The sequence below is a fragment of the Aquimarina pacifica genome (genome assembly GCF_000520955.1).
Taxonomy (GTDB): domain Bacteria; phylum Bacteroidota; class Bacteroidia; order Flavobacteriales; family Flavobacteriaceae; genus Aquimarina; species Aquimarina pacifica.
This window is the reverse complement of record NZ_JACC01000059.1, coordinates 1-22,421: the sequence shown is the minus strand read 5'-3', so window position 1 is coordinate 22,421 and position 22,421 is coordinate 1. Positions and strand designations below refer to the sequence as shown.

Genomic DNA, 22,421 nt, shown 5'->3' with positions numbered 1-22,421 from the left:
ATGATATCGCCATGCAATTTAAATCATATAATAATATCTCATTCAAAAAGACAAGTTACTATCAAGAATTGCCCAATAAAGAAAGAGAAGTTTTTGATATTTTGTCAAGCGTTTTTCATTTTAAAATAAATAACTACGTAGCAGAACATCTTATTGATTGGAGTTCGGTGCCCAACGACCCTATATATAAATTGATTTTTCCCAGAAAAGAAATGCTCCCAGCAGATGATTTCAAATACCTTTCTTTATTGTATCAAAGTGGTTTGGATCAAAAGACATTAGCACCTTTTATGGAAAAAGTGAAACAAAAAATGTATCCAGATGTAAAATTTGTAGATCCAAGTCTTCCAAAAGTAAATGGTAAACGGGTAAAAGGGATGTACAGTAATTTTGGGACCATTGTAAGTCTTTTTCCTGACCCTATGGCAAAAACGTGTCATTCTTATTGTTCATATTGCTTTAGGTGGATTATGTTTGACAACAGAGAAGCTCAAAAAAATTCTTCATATACAGATCCTAATGAACCTGTACCCTTTCTAAAAGAGCATCCCGAAATAACAGATGTACTTTTTACAGGTGCAGACCCTTTGGTCCTCAAAGCACAAACAATTAAAGAATATATCAATCCTATTTTGGATATAGAATCCGTAAAAGTTATTCGTATTAGCTCAAAATCACTGGCATGGTGGCCATATCGATTTACTACCGATAAAGATGCTGAGGAGTTATTAGAATTATTTAGATATATTCAATCTCGCGGAAAACACCTTAATTTTTGTGCGCACTTTACTCATGTTCGCGAACTAGAAAATCCGGTTGTTAAAGAAGCGATTGATCGTATAAGACAAACGGGAGTTGTGATTCGTTGTCAGGGTCCCTTGGTAGAAGGTATTAATGATACTCCAGAAGATTGGAGTAACCTTTGGAATGCCCAAATTGCACACGGAATGATTCCTTACTATATGTTTATTGAAGCAGATCATAACTCAGAATCCTGTTTTAGAATACCCCTAGCAAAAGCATTATATATTTTTCAGACCGCACAAAAACAGACTACAGGGCTAGCTAGAACAGTAAGAGGTCCTGTTTTTATGAATGAACTTCATAGAACATTGCTAGACGGAGTTGTAACCATAGAAAATAAAAAATATTTTGCGCTAAAATCATTACAAGCCCCACCAAATACCATAGGAGAGGGTAATATTAAACTTATCCCCTATAGTGAGACTATAAAGGATGTTGGAGATCTAGTCGCCTTGTTTAGCGACCAGTCTCAGGTCACACAAATTAACTAATAGAAGTATCCTTAAACCAGTTTACTAATAAACTGTTCTAACTCCTGTTCTCGACTTAAATTTAATTTTTTTCGAATACGGTGCCTGGAAGCTTTTACAGAACCCATGGACACATTTCTGATTACCATAATTTCTTTAAGGCTTAAATTCATGCGCATCAAAGCACAAATTTCTCGTTCGGATTTGGTAAGATCGGGATACAAACTTCTGAGTTTCTCATTAAACTCTTTATCTATCTGTTCTATATTATCTCCAATAAAATCAAATTTACTTTCTGTAGTAATTTGTGCATTCAGGTCACTAATCAGAGATTGAAAATCTGAAGCATCAACTGCATCTGCATATTGTTTTACTTTTTTAAGTTTTGAAAGAAATTCTTGCTTAAACTGTAATCGCATTTTATTATCAGCCACCAGCTGTTTTGCTTGATAAGTAGTGTGTTTTAACTTTTCGTCTAGCAATTCTTTTTCGAGTTGTTCCTTTTTAAAACGTTCTCTGTTTAATTTTCTTCGGTTGTTTACGATGATCAATAATGTTATAATTCCTCCAGAAACCAAAAGTAACAAAGTAATATAAAGTCGATTTCTAGCTTGTTGTGCTTCATTTTTTAACTTGAGCTCGCTTTTTTCGTTTGCAAATTGAAGGCTATCTGCTAGTTTTTCCTTCTCGAATTGATAATTCAATTCGAGAGCCGTGATCTTTTTTGCATTGTTAACATTGAAAATCGAATCATAATAATATTTGTGAGTTCTAAAATGCTTCAGCGCATTTTTATAGTTGCCCATCTTTTCGTAGATATGACTTCTTAGCTGAAATATAAGAGGAAGTTTAGAAGTACTGCCATACTTTTTAGCGCATTCAAGAGCTTCATCGACATAGACAATCGCCTCTTGATGTTTTCCTAAATCAGAATGTATTTTGGCTAAATGCATTAAGTTATTAGTAACGAAATTATAATTTTTTGAGGATTTAAAAATGGCTAAATTTTCTTTATAGATTTCAATAGCCTCCTTGTAATTACCAGAAGTATAATAGATCGCAGCAATATTATCATTGGGTTTTGCTTTATCCTCGAGCGTAAGAGCATAATTCTTTGAAAGTTGATAACAATACATAGCAGAATCATTCTGTTTGGCATAATAATGTATGACTCCCAGCATATTATAGGTGCGAGCAAATTGCGCACTATCTAAATGCTTTTTCTGTATAGCTATAGATCTTAAAAAATAGGACTTCGACTTATCATATTCTTTTTGATATCTAAAGATCATGGCGATACTATGGTAACTACGGGCAATTTCAAAAGAATCTTGTAATTTTTCTCTGATTTTTAGCGCCTGTAATCTAAGGTTTAAAGATTTTTTATAATTAGTTTGTCTGGATTCATATTTTCCCAATACATCCAAAATACGTGCTTTTCGTTTTAAAAAGTGATCAGAAGGAGAAGGAATATTGTCAATAAACTGCAGGGTTTGTTTCATCAAATCCCTTCCTTGATCTATGCTGTATTTCTCTACCACCTTAGTAAGTTCGAAGAAGTAATGCACTTTTAAAGAATCGTTTGTAGCCTCATTTACTTTTTGTCTTAATTCAATTTCTAAACTGTCTTGTTGCATCTGGCCAAATACAGGAAGTAAGTACAATAATGAAACGATAAAGAACAAGGTTCTCATGAGGTATAAGGGGATTAAGAAGTGTACTACAAATATAAGAATATTGTCAAAGAACTATGTTGCGCACCCTTATTACATTTTCTATGAAAACCCTTGTAAATAAAGGAGTGAAACTTTTTGTAACCATAAAAACAACATAAATACGGCCACATATTTGTACAATTGCACTTTAAACCGTTAACAAAACCTTAACCTAAATACGCCCCTTATGAAAAAACTACTACTACTATTTTTCGTGGTGTTTTGTGCTATAGGACTTACCTCTTATGAGTTATCAGCCAAAGCACTTCTTACATCCACTACAGAATTATTTACACCGCAAATTAGTGTCATTGGTCCCGATATGATGACCGTGATTGCCAATGGTGATATGACTCCTGATATGTTTGATGGGACGATGTATCTTGAAACAGGAACAGGCAACTCTCTAATGACGCCCTTTACCATCCAAAACAATGGTACCAGTGATTTAAATATTTCGAATATTACGATTACCGGAACCGATGCTTCAGATTTTATGCTCAATGACATGTGGCCAGTCAGTGTATTAAGTGGAACTTCAGAATTTATTGAAATAAGTTTTGCGCCACAATCTGCAGGAGTAAAAAATGCGCTAGTAACCATTAGCAGTGACGATCCAACCAATGGAACCTATACCTTTGCTATACAAGGAACCGCTTTTGAAGGAGCTACGGGACTTCATTTTGATGGGGTCGATGATAATATCACTTTCAATAACGGAAATTATAGTTTAGACAATGATTTTACCATTGAATTTTGGATGAAACCTGAAATTTTAGGTACAGACGAACATTTCATACTGGATAATATGAGTAGTAACTCAGGGTATAGTTTGAGAATAAGCTCAACGTCAGAATTAAGCTTTACCTTTTTCACTTCAAGTGGAATTAAAAATTTAGACACCCCATCTATATCAAATGATCAGTGGCAACATGTTGCGATTGTGTATAACGGTTCACGATATGCAATTTTTATTAACGGTATACTAGATAATTCATTAACCCTTTCTGAAGCTATTATAGATGATAGCAGCAACAACTTAACTTTAGGAACCATTAATGGTACTGGGGGACAATACTATCAAGGAGCAATTGATGAATTCCGAGTGTGGGATGTAGCATTATCAACGTGTAGAATTTCGGATCAATCTAGTTGTCAATTAACTGGAAGTGAAGATAATTTGATTGCTTATTATAATTTTAATAGTGGAGAAGTAAACGGAAATAACTTTCCTGAGTACAGTATACTAGACCCCAATCATACGATTACATCTGGAATTCCTCCACAGGGAATGTTAAATAATTTCGGCTTATCAGGTACCACATCCAATTGGATAAATGCTACCGATAATGGTGTTTCAGGAAATTGTAGCACGTATACAGAGTCTATAATTGAGATTACTTCAAACAGCAATGCCATCAATAATGAGGACACTACGGTAAGTTCTAGTAATAATACCTCTTTTGGGAATGTAGAATTTGGTCAGGCAGAACCTGCCGACTATACGATTAGCAATACGGGGAACGCTACATTAAACATTTCTAGTATTACCATTGATGGAGCATCTGATTTTACCATTATAGAATCGCCTACTACAATTGCTGCTGGTGCCTCAGAAAATTTGCGTATCCTTTTTACTCCTGCTTCTATTGGAACTAAAAATGCTACCGTGAGAATTCTAAATGATGATTGCGACGATGCTACGTTTACTTTTGCTATAGAAGGAACCGGTTTTATACCTGCTACAGGAATTAGTTTAGACGGAACTGATGATCATATCAGTATTAATCATAATAGCGCATTCAATACAAATACATTTACAATAGAAGCGTACTTTAAAACAACATCTACTGCAGCTGGGCAGTCAATTATTGCTAAGTATGATGCTACAGGAATTAATGGATTCTCTATGTATTTAAGTAGTTCTGGAGTGTTACGATTTGAGTATGCAGTACCAAACAATGAATCAACTAGTTTATCTAATGCTTCTGGATTAAATGATGGGAACTGGCACCATATTGCTTTAGCATTTGGAGACGGAAAGGCCATATATTATATAGATGGTGTATTAGACAATGAAATTACTTTTAGTAATATTCCAGAAACCCCAACAAATACAGAATCACTTTACATAGGGTATTCTGCGTTTAATAACGTTTATTTTAATGGAGATATAGACGAAGTGCGTTATTGGTCTAGAGCACTGTGCTCAGATGAGATTTTAGCACAACAAGGTTGTGAACTAACAGGAAATGAATCAGGATTAGTTGCTTACTACAAATTAAATCAAGGAAATGTTGCTGCAGACAATACTAGTGAAACAACTGCAGATGATACTACTTCAAACAATTTAGATGGTACTCTAATGAATTTTGCGCTAACAGGTAGCGCTTCTAACTGGATAGATACTACTAATGGTATCTCCGGAAATTGTTCAATTGCTATACCGGAAATTAACGTACAAGGAAACGGTAATGATATCCTTAATGGGGATACTACTCCTGATGCCAGTGATAATACAGATGCAGGAAGTGTCAATGTTGGCAATTCTGCTGAAATGAGTTTCTTTGTGCGTAACACTGATGGTTCTGGTGCTTTACATATAGATGGGGTGATACTTACGGGTGATACTGGGGATTTTACCATTGCGCAAAATCCTAGTAATAACGGAATACCAGCAACTGAATCTGCTTCATTAAAAATAGAATTTACACCAACATCTGGCGGTACAAAAACTGCTACTGTAATTATTAGTAGTGATGATTGTGATGAACCGGATTATACTTTTACCATACAAGGAACAGGGATTCCTGCTGGTACTGGTTTAGATTTTGATGGTGCTAATGATTTGGTGACAATTTCTCATGACAATGGGCAAAATAATTTGAATTTCTCCGTAGATTTTTGGATCAAAACTACTGATGGATTAGGAGGAGTCATCAATAAGTTTACCCCAGATGGAAACAGTGGATGGCGTATTAACCTGGATGGAGGAAGAATTGAGTTCTATTATTATGCCAGTGCTTCCAATTATGTAACAAGATTGTTAAGTCCTGCAACTTCGGTCAATGATGGTAACTGGCATCACGTAGCGGTTACGCTCAACTCTGGAAATGCCAGATGTTATATCGATGGAGTATTAGCAAGATCAACCGGATGGAATGGAACCGCTACAGCTACCACGACTACAGCAGATATACAACTAGGATATGCAGCAGCAGATGCTCCTAGTGGTGATACAGGAGGTTATTTTAATGGACAGTTAGACGAGCTACGTATTTGGACTAAAACGTTGAGTGAATTTGAAGTTGGTCAATTAAATGGATGTGCGACAGACATGTCACAAACCAGTTTGGTGGCCAGTTATAATTTTAACGAAGGTATTGCAGCAGCTGATAATAGCGGGCTAACAACATTAGCAGATGGTTCTGCAAATAACTACAACGGAACACTGACTAACTTTGCTTTAACAGGAGCTACCAGTAACTGGATTGATGCTTCTGCAAACAATGTTTCAAGTAGTTGTGATTGCGTTGGTGCGGGTGACGTTACGTTGACTACGCAAGCCGAAGTAGACAATTTTGTAACGACGACTCTTGGATCTTGTGGAATTATCGAAGGAGATGTAACAATTAACGGAACTATTACAGATGTATCAGGTTTTTCTAATGTGCATATTATTTCTGGGAATTTGCATTTGGAAGGAAATATTGTAGATGATCTTTCTGGGTTTGCTTCACTAACCACCATTGGAGGAAATTTTACATTAAAAAACATGACCAATACGACTTCTGTAAATGCTTTTTCTAATATTACAAGTCTTGGAGGTGATTTTGAAGTTGACAATCTGGATCAATTAACAGACATATCAATTCTGAATCAAATAGTTGATATTTCAAGTATAACGATTACTGGTAATGCAATGTTATCAACGATTACTTTTGATGAATTGCAAACTATGAGCTCAAGTTTTACTATAACATTTAATGGGTCGCTAAGCACTATCTCAATTCCAAAATTAACCGGGGTAAATGGTGAGTTTAGAATGAATAATAATGGTTCTGCAATGACGAGTCTCACTTTTCCACTTCTGGAAAGTACAGGAGCTTTTCGAATTGCGGATATGTATGGTTTGGAATCTATAAATGCCCCAGAGTTAGTAACGGTTAATAATGGGTTTGTTGTTGGTAGTTGTTTTGCTTTAACCACTCTTACGCTTCCAAAACTAACAAGTATTGGAAATGATTTCTCTATTGATAATTCTCCAATACTGAACTCCATCACATCAACAGTATTAAGTACCATAAGTGGTGCCGCACAATTTCATGATATGGCTGTGACTGATTTATCATTTTTATCGAGTGTTACAAGTATTTCAGGAAACCTTTCCTTAACTGATATGACCGTTCTTAATAACGTTCAAGGAATGGATAATTTAACAACTTTAGGTGGTTTCAATATATCAGATTGTGATTTAGTTACTAACCTAGAAGGATTCCCTAAGCTAGCAATTACTTCTATAAATTCATTGAATATTGCCGAAAATGAATTAATCACAACATTCGATAATTCTTTCTTAGAATCATTAACTTCTATCAATACTTTAGGGATTAGTTTTAATGGAAATCTTGTAGAAATTGATGCCTTGCATAATGTAGTTTCCCTTACGGGAAGTGACTCAACCATTAGAGATAATAATAGTTTGCAAAGTATAAATCTCTATGCACTGAGAAATGTAAGCTCTAATTTGATTATCCAGAATCAGGAACTAGGTATTACGAATCTATGTGGTTTGTATGATTATGTAACCGTAGGCGATGGTGCGACGACCTTGTCTTTCCAAGGAACTCATCAAACAGCTTGGGATAGTGCACAAGATATCACCGATAATTGTGAAACACCTATTATCACATTGATAGGCGATAATCCACAAACCATCGAATTAGGTGATGGATATACCGAATTGGGAGCAAATACCAGTGATAGCTCAACTGTAATTATTGATGCTTCAGATTTTACAGATGCCGTAGGCAGTTACACGATTACCTATAATGCGGTAGGCCTTTTAGGAAATAATGCTATTGAAGTAACCAGAACCGTAAATGTAGTCGACACTACAGCTCCTATCATAACACTAACTGGTAATAATCCACAAACCATTGAATTAGGTAATGGTTATACAGAACTTGGTGCTTCTACAGATGATGGAAGTAGCCTCGTTATTGATGATTCTGATTTTACAGACGCCGTAGGAAGTTATACTATTACATACAATGCCACGGATGCTTCAGGAAATACCGCTGTCGAGGTTACAAGAACGGTGGATGTAGTGGACACCATGGCTCCCATAATTACTTTGATAGGTGATAATCCACAAACTATTGAATTAGGGGATGGTTATACCGAGCTTGGTGCCAACACAGATGATGGAAGTAGCCTTGCTATTGATGATTCTGATTTTGTGGATGCTGTTGGAAGCTATACCATTACATATAATGCTACCGATGCTTCAGGGAATACTGCTGTCGAGGTGACCAGAACGGTAAATGTCGTAGATACCACTGTACCCGTTATTACATTAATCGGTGATAACCCACAAACTATTGAATTAGGTAATGGATATACCGAATTGGGAGCGACCATAGACGACGGAAGCAGTATAGTAATCGATGATTCTGATTTTGTTGATGCTGTAGGAAGCTATACCATTACATACAATGCAACAGATGCTGCAGGAAATATTGCTATTGAATTGACCAGAACCGTAAATGTGGTTGATACTACAGCTCCGGTTATTACTTTAACTGGAGATAACCCACAAACCATTGAATTAGGTGATGGATATACCGAACTAGGAGCTTCTACAGATGACGGAACCAGTATTGTAATAGATACTTCTGATTTTGTGGATGCTATTGGAAGCTATGCCATTACATACAATGCAACAGATGCTTCAGGAAATAACGCTATAGAAGTGACCAGAACGGTACATGTAGTAGATACTACAGCTCCAGTTATTACCTTAACAGGAGACAACCCGCAGCATATAGTAGTAGGAAGTGGATATACCGAACTTGGTGCTACTACAGATGACAGAAGTAGTATTGTAATAGATACTTCTGATTTTGTAGATGCTGTTGGAAGCTATACCATTACCTATAATGCAACCGACGCTGCAGGAAACAATGCCGTTGAAGTGACCAGAACCGTAAATGTTACGTTACCAGATACTACTGCCCCAGTAATTACATTATTAGGTGATAATCCTCAAACTATTATTCAAGGAGAAGGATATACTGAATTAGGTGCTACTACCGACGATGGTTCTGAGGTAATAATTGATTCTTCAGATTTTGTAGATGCGTTAGGAAGTTATGTAATCACCTATAATGCTACCGATGCTTCAGGCAATATAGCTTCGGAGATTACGCGTACCGTAGATGTAATTTCTGTATGTCCGATTTTTGATGTACCTGCTGATAACTTCCAGATACAAACCTATAGTGAAACTTGTGTTGATAAAGAGAATGGAAATATCCTTATCAGTACTGCAGAAGAATTAAATTATAGGACTACTATTAATAATGAAACATATGATTTCACTTCCAATCTCTTGGTAACAGATTTAGCTCCGGGAATCTATCCGGTTTGTATTACTGTAGACGGATTCTCTAATTGCGAGCAATGTTTTGAAGTAGTGATTGATGAAGCAGAAAGCCTAAATGGAAAAACCAGTTTGGTTACCGAAGAAGAGAGTGCAAAGGTATCTGTAGAAATCAACTCAGGAACTGCACCGTATATCGTTACCATCAATAATGAAGTGATACAAGAGTATACAACTTATAGCTTTTCTGTTGATGTTGAGCATGGAGATCAGGTTGAAGTATTTTCAAGTCTTGATTGCGAAGGAAAACTGGTAACTAAAGTGAGTTTATTTGATCAGATCATGATAGCTCCTAATCCTACCCGAAACAATGTAACCCTTAGTCTTCCAGATACTTCATTACAAACCTTAAATGTAGCCATTTACAATACCTTGGGTATCCAGGTGTTCTTTACAACATATACCATAACCGATAGTAATGTAATGATACCTATGGAACATTTACCTTCAGGAGTTTATTTTGTTAGCATTGATGAAGGAACCACTTTTAGAATTGTAAAACAATAAACATAAACAGATGAAAAATATAAGAATATATATAACCCTTGTGAGTATAGCTTTGTTGTTCTCTTGTAGTAATGATGACAATGGAGGAGGAACAATACCCATAACCTCTCAAAATGGAGCACCAGCAATACCAGATTTGGTATTTCCAGCAAATAATTTAACCTGTACAAACTTCAATTTGGAGTTTGATTGGAATACAGTTACTGATCCCGATGGCGATGAAGTAAATTATATAATTGAAATAGCAACCGACAATAATTTTACTACTGTCTTATTTACCGCAGTTACCTCTGAGACTATCAGAACATTTAATCTGGAAAAAGGCATCACCTATTTCTGGAGAGTTAAAGCAAGGGATACTAATGATAATGAAAGTGAATATTCTGAAACTCAATCGTTCTTTACGGAACCAGATGCCAGTATAGACATACTCCCATCGACACCTCAATTGATCGGTCCAACTATTGGAGCCCGTGTATCAGGAAGTACAATTTCCTTAGATTGGGAGACTACAGATGTTGATAGAGATACAATACTATATGACATATATTTTGGAGATACAAACCCGCCAACTTTATTTTCTGAAGGCAAGGAGATATCGATATTAGATGTCGCCATATCTCCAAATACAGTATACTATTGGCAAGTAGTTATCAAGGACAACAATCAAAATGCATCTATTGGTCAGGTCTGGAACTTTAGAACCGAATAAATAAGGAGTGCATACCTTATACATTAGTTATTATGAAGGTAAGGGGTCGTAATATACTTTTTTGGCATTATTACGCCAACATCTATACACTAATATGTTTTATCTTTCAAGTAAAAACGCGTACACGCGATATCTTTTAAATGCAAAAGACAAGCGCCTGTGAAATAGAGACACTTCTATTTTCAGGCGCTTGTCTTCAAATGGCACTTGTTCCTCCTAAGTTAATTAATCATAGGAAAAATATAAGTTTAAGCAATGTATTTCTTTTCATGAAAGGATACGCTTAGCAAAAGGTAAATTACCAATTACGAACCTTTAGATCATAGTCATTCTTAATATTCTTGAAAAAGCTCAGTGATATTCGGGATAAAGCTTTATCAATTTATAAAAACTCTCTGAATGAATATGATATGTTTCAATTCATAACTACAAAATAATTGAAATAGATTTAGATGATATGTACCGTCCCAAAAGTAAAATATTTATACCTCAACCAAAAAAAGCATAGCCTATAAATATCATTTTTTGGATTACATGAAATATGATGAAATATTATTTTAGTTGATAACATGCTAGTTTTACCTCATAAATAAATTGATTGAGTTCTTTTTCTTTAAAATTAAAAAGTCATGCAACACCCCATCTCTAATACGAAAACACAAAAAGTCAAATTTGGCTATTGGCCACTACAAGAATCTATAAAGACAACTATTCAATTAGTAAGCAACGGAGATAACTTTTATAGTATTTATTATTCTAGTGAATGTAAAGGAATTGGGACGGGAGTAATCGAAAACATAACGGTCCCTGCGTGCAGATCAATTAAAACTCGAATCAACGGAAATCCTGAAATAGAAATGCATATCTCTAACCTAAGTCCTTCTTCAGACAATCTTATGGCGATTCATATCAGAATTGATGCTGAAATTAGAGTTTTAGGAACGCAAACTATTTATGATCAAACTTTAGGCACAAACGATATATCAATAAAAAACAACAAATTCCTAAAAAGTATTACTGAATACTTTCAAAAAGCAAAATCACAAACCAATTTTTCAAAAGTGACCATTGTATAATTACTAAAATCATATTGTATGTTATTTCTACTAAAATATTTAAAAAATGCAAAATGGATCTATACCCTGATTGCAGATGCAATTATAGACGATGTAAAACTACCTATCAAACTCTAACCACTTAACAACAACAGATATTCAGAGTGATGAAATATGATGAAATATTATTTTAAATCTTATCAATGTACATTTGATTTGATCTAAACAAGAAATTATAATTAAAAAAACGGTTCAGTATCCTAGCACTCCGAAAGACTGAAAATATAAAAAAATGGTAGGTTATTTAATTTATTAATATAGGGGTGTATTTTAAAATAAAGTTATTCCTACCTATATGGTTTGGCTAATTAGTTAGCCAAACCTTTTTTTTTGCAACATCGTTTTATACGTAGTGATCTAAATAGATTAATTACTCTATTTAGCTGTTCTTTCCTGAAAAGAAAATTAATCATTCAAAAAATTATGAATGATATCATAATCAATTAAAAAGTACTCGATAATAGCAAATGAAATAGTATGAAATATATCATACCCTATTTGCTACATATCTTTACATCATCAAAGAAAAAGTCGATGAAATTATTATTTTTCTGGGGGGAAAACTGTATTTAAAAAATACAAAATAATTTGTATCGACATAAAGTCTTGACTATTAGATTAGTCAAGACTTTTTTATTTTAAAAAGCATTTTTCACACAACAAACGGCACTTAATCTCGTTTTTACCCCAATTCATCGATAAAAAACTTAATTGTTTGTTAAAAAAAGTATATATTCGTTTCACCAAATCTTATTAAAAAACTACTTATGAAAAAAAGTATATTATTATTCTTACTATTTGCTAGTGCAATAGCTAGTGCTCAGGTCGTCATAAACGGTAAAGTATTAGACGATTACGACGAACCGATACCAGGCGTAAATATTACATTAAAAGGTACTTCGGTAAGTACTATATCAAATTTTGATGGTCAATTTACTATAAATGTACCTGGATACCCTTTTACTCTGACCGCAAAAAGCATCGGATATGATGCTACCGAAGTTCTTTTTTCTTCGGAGACAGAAGACATTACCGTAACAATGTCTGAGATTACATTTTTAGCTGAATTAGTAATTTCGGCTTCTCGAACACCAGAACGAGTATTCGAATCACCTGTAAGTATAGAATACTACAGTGCCAGTGATATAAAAAATACGACAGCTCCTGACTTTTTTAGTGGATTAGAAAATATAAAAGGTGTTGATGTTAATACGAATAGTTTAACATATAAGTCCGTGAACACTCGTGGGTATGGATCTTTCTCTAATGCACGTTTTGTACAAATGGTAGATGGTATGGATCAAGCGACACCTTCGTCTAACTTTTCGATCGGAAACCTAATCGGACTTAGTGAATTAGATGTTAATAATATAGAATTATTACCTGGAGCATCTTCTGCCCTTTATGGAGCAAATGCGTTTAATGGTATTTTATTCATGACCAGCAAGAACCCTTTTGATTATCAAGGAATCAGCGGATACGGAAAAACAGGAATTACCTCGCAAGAAGCTGCTGGTGAGAACGCATATTATGACTTAGGTGTTAGACTAGCTCATGCCTTTTCTGATAAGTTTGCCGTAAAAGCAAATATCTCATATCTAAAAGGAACAGATTGGCATGCTACTAATTATGCAAATAATGGGGATGATCCCTCTTTGACAAGATCCAGCCCTACGTATAATGGTATCAATATATATGGAGACGAAAACCTACAACAAGATCCTGCTACTGGTATAAGTGCCACAAGAACAGGTTATAAAGAAGAAGATCTTGTAGAATACAATGCCGAAAACCTAAAACTAGACGTTTCTCTTCATTATCGTCCTATGGCCGATGATCTAGAAATCATTTATAATGGTAAAATGGGACAAGGAACTACCTTATTACAAAATGCCAATAGATTCTATGCTCCTAACTTTTTTGCACAACAGCACAAACTAGAGGTTAGAAATAATCGTTTCTTCGTTCGCGGTTATGTTACTGCAGAAAATTCGAATGATAGCTATGATACTCGAATTACAGCTGTAAAAATTAATCAAGCTTGGAAAAGTGATGAAGACTGGATTAGTGATTACGCCAACCAATTCCTTTTAACTGGTGACCACGATCTTGCCAGAGCTGCCGCAGATAGCGGACGATTTCTTCCTGACACACCAGAATTTAGAGCTACCTTTAATGAAGTAATTCAAGGAGATGATGACCCTACTACCGCAGATGCTACATTTAAGAATGAGACACAACTTAGACATGTTGATGCTAACTATAATTTTAGAGAATTAACTGGTGCTTTGGGAGAATTACAAATAGGAGGTTCTTACAGACAATATCGTTTACGCTCTTTCGGAACACTATATTCTGATACCGATGAATCTATCAATTATGGAGAAATGGGTGCATATGCCCAACTACAAAAAAGAATGCTGGAAGATCGATTAAAAATAACCGCGTCTTTTAGATATGACAAATCAGAATTGTTTGATGGCAATATATCTCCTCGTTTTTCTGTAGGATATTCTATGGGTGAGGACAGAAATCATAACATTAGAGCCTCAGTTCAGTCTGGTTTTAGAAATCCAACAACTCAGAATGTATATATGAACCTTGATGTTCAGGTTGCTACTACAGTAGGTACAGCAGAAGACAACCTTGATAGAGGGGGCAGAGAATATGCGATCAGTGATTTCGCACAAGGTACATTTGGCGCTGAATCTACAAAAACTATTACTCCTAGAGAGGCGATAGCAAATTCATATACTTTGGATTCTGCTTTTGAATACTTCGGAAGTATCGATTTTACGACATTTCAGGGAGATGTTAGCCTTTTAGAACAATCAGATATCGCCCTTGTAAAACCCGAGAAAGTTACAGCTTTTGAGGTTGGATATAGAGGTCAATTAGGCGACTTAACTGTCGATCTAAGTGGATATTACAACCAATATCAAGACTTTATTACTTCTCGAAATGTGGTTGTACCACTATTTGGTCAAGTAAGTGATTTAAGCGCTGTCCCAACTTTTTTGACTGGTGATTTTGAAATCTATAATATTGCGACAAATTCTAATGAAGATGTTAATTCTTATGGATTGATTCTAGGGTTATCAAGTAAAGTTTTTGGTAACTACGATTTTGGAGTAAATTATACATTTGCTAAAGAAGATGTAGATGTTGTAGAAGGAAGTGATTTTATTTCAGAATTTAATACCCCAGAACATAAGGTTAAAGCTACTTTCGGAAATAAAAATCTATTTGATAATTTTGGATTTAATACAAGTCTAAAATGGAGTGATACCTTTGTTTGGAATGATGCGTTTGGAACTTCTCAAATTTCTGCATATACAGTTTTTGATGCGCAGATCAATTATAGGATCTCCTCTCTAAAATCTCTTCTAAAAATAGGTGCTACCAACATCGGTGGAGAAGAATACTTTGGTGCATTAGGTACCGGAGGTATCGGATCTCAGTACTACATCGGCTTAACGATAAACAACCTATAAAACAATATATCTATTGTACTACCAATGATAACCAATTACGAAACCTGTTTAAAAAGCTTTTTAGACAGGTTTTCTTAATTTTTAGATATATTGGCTAAATTTAAAAAGAAAAGGGAAGTGATACTGTTTGCAGTAGTTTTGAGCCGTCATAGTTTTCAAACGTATTAAACGGGTCAAATCAATAAATGATAGTATCTTAAAGCACATTTACTGATAATATGGTAAAAAAAATCTTTATTCTGGCAGGTAAAGATTGAACTAAAAGATATCCTAAGAGTAAGGATATTAAATAACCCAAAACAAAAATTAACTTAAAACAACAAACTCAATGATCAATTTTAAATTATGTAAATCAGCAGGTACTTGTATATCAAAAAGTATCTTTCTTTTATTTTTATTTGCGACAACCTTTGTCAGCGCACAAGAAACAATTAATGCTTCAATAACGCATGATGGTCTGGAACGTGACTATATTTTGTATGTCCCTGCTAACTATACTGGAAAAAAACCAGTCCCCTTGGTTTTTAATTTTCATGGGTATACCTCTAATGCCACAGAGCAAATGTTTTATGGTGATTTCAGACCCATAGCAGATAGAGAGGGCTTCATTATTGTTCACCCTGAGGGAACTTTGGATTATGCAGGAAATACACATTTTAATGTCGGATGGGGAGGAAGTACTGTTGATGATATAGGTTTTACTGCTGCTCTTCTAGATACGATCTCATCTCAATACAAAGTAAATCACAAACGTGTATACAGTACAGGAATGTCTAACGGCGGGTTTATGAGCTATACATTAGCTTGTACATTAAGTAATCGCATTGCCGCAATCGCTTCGGTTACTGGGACCATGAATGTTGGTCAGGACGCTCTTTGTTCTCCTGATCGCCCGGTACCTGTTATGGAAATTCATGGTACAAACGACCTTACTGTACCTTATGAGGGAACCGACTTTTTTCAGGACACCGAATCTGTTATTGATTATTGGGTAGCCGTAAATAATACTAAAAGTACCCCCAAAATCATTAATATCCCTGATACCAATACGACCGATGGATCTACTGTAGAGCATTTTATTTATAAACGTGGAGATCGTGGTGTGCAAGTAGAATTATTCAAAATAATAGGCGGTGGGCACACATGGCCAGGTAGTGCTTTCGATTTAGGCATTGGGACTAATTATGACATTAATGCCTCTGAAGAAGTCTGGAAATTCTTCTCTAGATATGATATTAACGGAAGAATTCGTAATCATTACAGACCAAGACAAAACGGTTGTAAAGTCAATGTTTTTCACAATGCTACAAATGCATATATAACAGTGGATAATGATTTTTCTGAAAATACTCCTTACAAAATCATTTCAGCAAAAGGAAAAGTTGTATCAACAGGAGAAATTTCTAAAGAGAGTGCTACTATTGATATCTCTAATCTATCGTCTAAAATGTATTTCCTAAAAATTAAAAACAATGTTTATAAAGTATTAAAAACGAAATAAACATTAAAAAAAATGAATCGAAAAAAGGGTTGTAACATGAATTTGCTACAACCCTTTTTTAAGTAAATTTATCACCAATACTGTCTAAAGAAAAAAATCATTAATTTCATCACAACAAAAATGTGAAATCTATAAATACTTTAGGTTTGAAATCGATAAAGCTTCAAAAATTCTATGGGTAGTAAAAATGAAACTATTGAAAAAAGCACTTAAATATATAAGTTTGTTCTTACTTATTCCTTTGCTATATCTTGTGGTATCTTTATCACTTAGTTACATTCCCATAAATGGCAAAACAGAAGATGCCAAGCATATAATCTACTTAAGTACAAATGGAGTACATCTAGATATTATTATTCCAAAAAACAAAGTCACCTTTGTATTACCTGATGAACATACTCTTACAACCCCAACAAGATATTATGCGTTCGGTTGGGGAGATCGCACATATTATACTGAAACTCCTGTAGGAGAAAAAGTTTCTCTTTTAAATGGGTGCAAAGCATTGTTTGTCCCCAGCCCAACGCTAATACATGTTACAAAACATCTTACAACAAAAAAAAATTGGGTAGAAATTAAAGTTGGCAATGATCAATTAAAAAAAATCAACCAATATATTAATGACTCATTCAGATTAGATGATAAAAATCAAAAAATTATTTTATACGGTGCCGGGTACACAAAAAATGATGTTTTTTATGAAGCAATCGGAACCTACACATGTTTCAAAACCTGCAATAGTTGGGTAAATACAGGTTTAAAACAAAGCAATATAAAAGCATCCTTATGGACCCCTTTTGATTTTGGATTACTATACTTACACAAAAAATAACGCTAACAAATCAGAAAGCCCTATCCTGTAATTAACTCATAAAACATTAAGACGCGTAAAACCTATTTTTAAGCGTCGCTTAGTACTGCATCCGTGATACAACTCCCAATATCGGTTATGATAGATTACCTCTCCAAATGTATCTATCAAACACCCCATATTTATTTTAACAATGCTACGAACCCTTCCTTATTTATTGAACCATACAAGAAATACGAAACAATCACTACAAACCTAGAATAGCTAATTTATTTCATAAGCTACCATCCATCTTATCAAAAAAAATACAAGCCTCAATACGTTTACTTAAGTTAAAAAAATGTTAATTTAATGTTTTTAGGGGGACAATTCAGTTGTTTTAAACACTAATAATAGATGCCAAATTAATTTGGTATCTTGTTCTGCTAAATGATTAAAGCTTTCAAAATCATAAATCAATTTTGACTTTTTCTTAATAAGTAACCTTAGAAAAAATCTGATTTATTCTATAATTATACATGCAAAACGAAAAAAATCACAGAATTATAAATGGTATTGATATAGGTGATGATAAAATTATCAAAGAATTTTATCAAAAGCATTTACCCGAAGTAACACGATATATTATAAAAAATTCTGGAGACGAATTTGAGGCCAAAGATATTTTTCAGGATGCCTTTGTTATTATATATGAAAAAATCAAATCAAATGACCTAGATATTAAATGTTCTTTGGGAACATACATATATGGTATTTGTAAAAATTTGTGGCGTGCAAGATTAAGAAAGAATAAAAAAAACATAGAAAATGAGTCGTTTTTATTAGAAATAACTGATCAGGAAGAATACTATATAGAAAATATTGATCAACAAGAAACAATACACCTAATCCAAAAATGTCTCATAAAATTGGGCAAAGGATGTCAGGAAATATTATTGCTTTTTTACGCAGGACATAGTATGCGAGAAATCGCCAAACAAAAGGATTTTACAGAAGCATATGCACGAAAAAGAAAGTTTATTTGTCAAAAAAAACTAATAGAAATGGCAGAAAAAGATCCTATTCTTAATGAATTAAAAGAAACTTATTTTAACAAATAAATCATGGAAAGAACGCAAGACTTATTTGAGCATATAGACCAATACCTCAGTGGAAGCTTAAAAGGTAAAGATTTAGAATCATTTACAAATTCTTTAAAATCTGACAAGTCACTTCAAATTGAAGTAGAAAGGCATTCTATAATACGAACAGCATTACAAAATGAAGGAACAATTAACTTCAGAAAAAATATTGAAAGAATAGATCAAGAAATTGAAAATGAAAAAATGGTTCAAAAGACTCACAAACAAAAAAGCTTTTGGTCACCATCGAAAATTGCCGCCATTTTTATTGTATTAATCGGTTTATCATCTATATTCTGGTTCTACAATTCAGATAAAAAAGACTTATTTGCAGCTTATTATGTTGCTTATCCCATGACAGAATTGACCCGTGGTGAATCTACGGTCGAAAATTTACAAAAAGAAATCGCTCAGGATTATAAAAATGGCGCATACCAAAAAGTAATTCCTTCACTTGTACGTCTTACTACTAATCAACCTACGAATGATCAATTAAAAATATACTTAGGCAATAGTTATCTCAATACGAATCAAGAAGATAAAGCAGCCGTTCTATTTGCTACATTCACAAAAGAAAATACTTTTTATAAAGATGCACAATGGTTTTTGGCATTATCATACCTCAAACAGAAAAAAAATGACAAAGCTATTCTGATACTAGAAAATCTAGTTTCATTTGAGAGCCTTTATAAAAACAAAGCACAAAATCTATTAAAAGATCTTCGATAATGGTTTCAATGATAAAATCTATTTGTGTTTTTTGACACCATACTATATCGAACTAATTTAGATATATCGTATCAATTTCATGTAATTATTAGAGAATACTTAAGCTATAGTCTTAATTTTTAAAATATTACAACACCTTGTGAATTAAGTTTTTAGTTTATTTGCACATTAATTTCTAAGCCCCTATGTTAAAAAAGGAACCTATCTTTTTGGTGCAAGCATTTATATGTTGTATTTCCATTTTCTGTTGCCATACAAGTACCGCGCAATCTACCAATGATACAATTAATGCCCTACAACACTATCGTAAAGCAGATTCATTACTTGTAGAAGATAATCATGATGCATCTATTGCACTTTTTTCTCAAGCTTTGAAAATATATCAAAACGGTAAGGCATGGGAAAGAGTTGCAAATTGTTACAATAAAATTTCTGAAAACCAATGGAAGGATGAAAAATATGAAAAAGCCCTAAAAAGTGCCGAAAAAGCGCTGCAACTTGTTGCAATACATCTGGATAAAGACAATGTAGAAAAGGCAACAGCATATTTTAACATTGGCAACTATCACCGAAAACAATGGCAATTTGATCCGGCCTTACACTATTTTAAAAAAGCCATTAGCATTCGACAAAAATTAGTTAAAGAAGATAATTATGGTATGGCCATTATATATGGCTACATGGCACTTGTTTATAACAAAACTAACAAATATGATAAAGCGATAGAATGCTATAAAAAGAACATAGATATTTCTTTAAAAACATTCGGAAAAAACCATCAAAAAACATCAGATGCCTATAAGAGATTAGGGATGGGGTACTATGAAATGAAAGAATATCGTAAATCCATTCAAAATTATGAAAAGGCCATCAAAATTGCCCTTAACACATATGGAAAGTACCATCTCAAAACTGGATATATATACCTAAGAATCAATAATGTATATAGAGCACTAGGACAATATGACAAGGCTTTATCGTACTTGAATAAATCGTTACCGATTTTTTTAAACAATAACGATTTTAGAGTATTAAGAGTCCAGTATTGGGATATGGCTTTTATACTCCGTTATACCGGTGAGTACGATAAATCACTGGAGTTTATGAAAAAATCTCATGATCTTATTCTCACCTATTTTGATGAAGACCCAGAAGAAGTTTCTGGTTCTTATTATCGTCTAGGCATGAGCTATCGATACGCAGAAGATTATACAAAAGCACTAGAATATCTTAATAAATCTTTACAAATGTATATCTCAATCTTCGGAGATAAAAACACCAATATTTCGAACATATATTATGATATAGGCAGAATATACGTTTTGCAGCAGAAGTTTGACAAAGCACTAGCACAATTCGAAAAATCTTTGACTATAGGAAAAAATATTTATGGAGATGATCACCCCTTGCGCATTTCTTTATACAACAGCATTGGGGATATTTATTCTGGCAAAAAAATGTATGATGAAGCAATTCTGCATTATCAAAAAAACTTAAGGAGTATTCAAGACATGTATGGAGCAGAACATTTTCGGACCTGCAGTGCTCTTTATAAAATTGGAAGAGTTTATAAAAATCTAAAACAATACAACAAAGCGATTAGTTATTTCGAAAAAGCATTGTTTCTAGGTACAAAAAAAGAACATCGACAAATAGGTAAAAAAACAGTTAATCCTAAACATTTTTATAGTCAGAAATTTGTATTGCAAATACTAAACGAGCAATCAAAAGTACTTAGATATCGATATCAACAAAACGAAAACATACAAGATCTGGTCCGCAGTATAGAAATCTACAAAAACACTGAAATTCTTATAGATAACATTAGACATTCGTATCAAAATTATAATGATAAGGTACGTTTTGCTAAAAAAGTAAAAGAAATTTATAGTGGTGCTATCGAAACCCACTTGCTAATGAATGATGTAGCTGCAAACCAGCAAAATCTAGAGAAAGCATTTTATTATGCCGAAAAAAGTAAAGCAAATACCCTTAAAGAACTTTTAGTAGATACTGATGCTAAAAACAGCTCTACAATACCTAAAAACTTGTTAGAGAAAGAACAAAATCTAAAAGCAGATCAAGCCTTTTATCAATCCCGAATTATTGATGCGCAATCTGATACGGCAAACAATAGATCAAAAATAAAAAAACTGGATAATAAGTTATTCGAGATCAATAGAAAACGTGACTCTCTTAATCAAATACTAGAAAATAACTATCCAAAATACTACCAACTCAAATACCAAAATAAGATTGCTACCGTTTCTGAAATACAGGAAAAACTACCCGAAAAGACAAAATTAGTAGCCTTTTTTATTACCAATGCCACGACATATGCCTTTATTATCGGAAACAATACTTTTGAGGTAAAAGAACTAAAAGTACCCAGCTTATCAAATAGCATTATGCAATTAAATGAAGCCATAACAACCAAACACACCAATAATTACAAAAAAACAGCCTATCAATTACATCAACAATTAATAGCGCCGATGGATGAACAATTGCAAGGAAACTCTTTAATAATAATCCCTGACGAAGCACTATGGCATCTTAATTTTGAAACCTTATTAACCCAAGAAGATCGTTCAGAAAATCCTGCTAAATTCTCGTATTTATTGCATGATTATGCCATTTCTTATGCCAACTCTGCTTCCTTATTATACAATCCTTTTCAGCAAACAAAACAAGAAAATCAACAGGAAGGATGTCTGGCTTTTTCATTCAGTGAAAATACCCAAGCAAACTCATCAAACAACATAAGTTTAGCAGCTC

General features: G+C 33.8%; 11 protein-coding genes. 10 read left to right on the top strand and 1 reads right to left on the bottom strand.

Annotated elements, in window-relative coordinates; translation table 11 throughout:
* Positions 1–11 precede the first annotated feature (11 nt).
* Positions 12–1,295, top strand: a complete 1,284-nt coding sequence (locus tag DZ60_RS0120760) for a KamA family radical SAM protein (protein ID WP_025743942.1) — start codon at positions 12–14, stop codon at positions 1,293–1,295.
* 11 nt (positions 1,296–1,306) lie between these two features.
* Here DZ60_RS0120760 and DZ60_RS0120755 read toward each other — a convergent pair whose 3' ends face one another.
* Positions 1,307–2,968 carry a tetratricopeptide repeat protein gene (locus DZ60_RS0120755; protein ID WP_025743941.1) on the bottom strand — a complete coding sequence of 554 codons (1,662 nt, stop codon included), beginning with the start codon at positions 2,966–2,968 and terminating at the stop codon, positions 1,307–1,309.
* A 208-nt stretch (positions 2,969–3,176) separates the two neighbouring features.
* On the opposite strand from DZ60_RS0120755, the gene DZ60_RS0120750 reads away from it, so the two are divergent.
* From DZ60_RS0120750 to DZ60_RS23570, 9 genes are all read left to right on the top strand, one after another.
* Positions 3,177–10,160, top strand: a complete 6,984-nt coding sequence (locus tag DZ60_RS0120750) for a LamG-like jellyroll fold domain-containing protein (RefSeq protein WP_025743940.1) — start codon at positions 3,177–3,179, stop codon at positions 10,158–10,160.
* A 10-nt stretch (positions 10,161–10,170) separates the two neighbouring features.
* Entirely contained in the window at positions 10,171–10,872 is a 702-nt protein-coding gene (locus DZ60_RS0120745; protein ID WP_025743939.1) for a fibronectin type III domain-containing protein, read from the top strand.
* A gap of 629 nt (positions 10,873–11,501) precedes the next feature.
* A complete protein-coding gene (locus tag DZ60_RS0120735) occupies positions 11,502–11,948 on the top strand; it encodes a hypothetical protein (protein WP_025743938.1) in 447 nt (148 codons plus the stop codon).
* 806 nt (positions 11,949–12,754) lie between these two features.
* A complete protein-coding gene (locus DZ60_RS0120725) occupies positions 12,755–15,481 on the top strand; it encodes a TonB-dependent receptor (RefSeq protein ID WP_025743937.1) in 2,727 nt (908 codons plus the stop codon).
* Between the two features lie 328 nt (positions 15,482–15,809).
* Positions 15,810–16,982: an extracellular catalytic domain type 1 short-chain-length polyhydroxyalkanoate depolymerase gene (locus DZ60_RS23575; RefSeq protein ID WP_025743936.1), complete on the top strand. Its 1,173-nt coding sequence runs from the start codon at positions 15,810–15,812 to the stop codon at positions 16,980–16,982.
* 196 nt (positions 16,983–17,178) lie between these two features.
* On the top strand, positions 17,179–17,814 hold the full coding sequence (locus DZ60_RS0120715) for a DUF2459 domain-containing protein (RefSeq protein ID WP_161634451.1): 636 nt from the start codon (positions 17,179–17,181) through the stop codon (positions 17,812–17,814).
* Between the two features lie 497 nt (positions 17,815–18,311).
* The gene (locus tag DZ60_RS0120710) at positions 18,312–18,893 is read left to right on the top strand and encodes an RNA polymerase sigma factor (protein ID WP_025743934.1); all 582 of its coding nucleotides are present in this window, start codon (positions 18,312–18,314) and stop codon (positions 18,891–18,893) included.
* A gap of 3 nt (positions 18,894–18,896) precedes the next feature.
* A complete protein-coding gene (locus DZ60_RS0120705) occupies positions 18,897–19,643 on the top strand; it encodes a tetratricopeptide repeat protein (protein ID WP_025743933.1) in 747 nt (248 codons plus the stop codon).
* Positions 19,644–19,828: 185 nt separating this feature from the next.
* Positions 19,829–22,421: tetratricopeptide repeat protein (locus tag DZ60_RS23570; RefSeq protein ID WP_034230237.1), on the top strand; the 2,593-nt coding region annotated here is incomplete at its 3' end.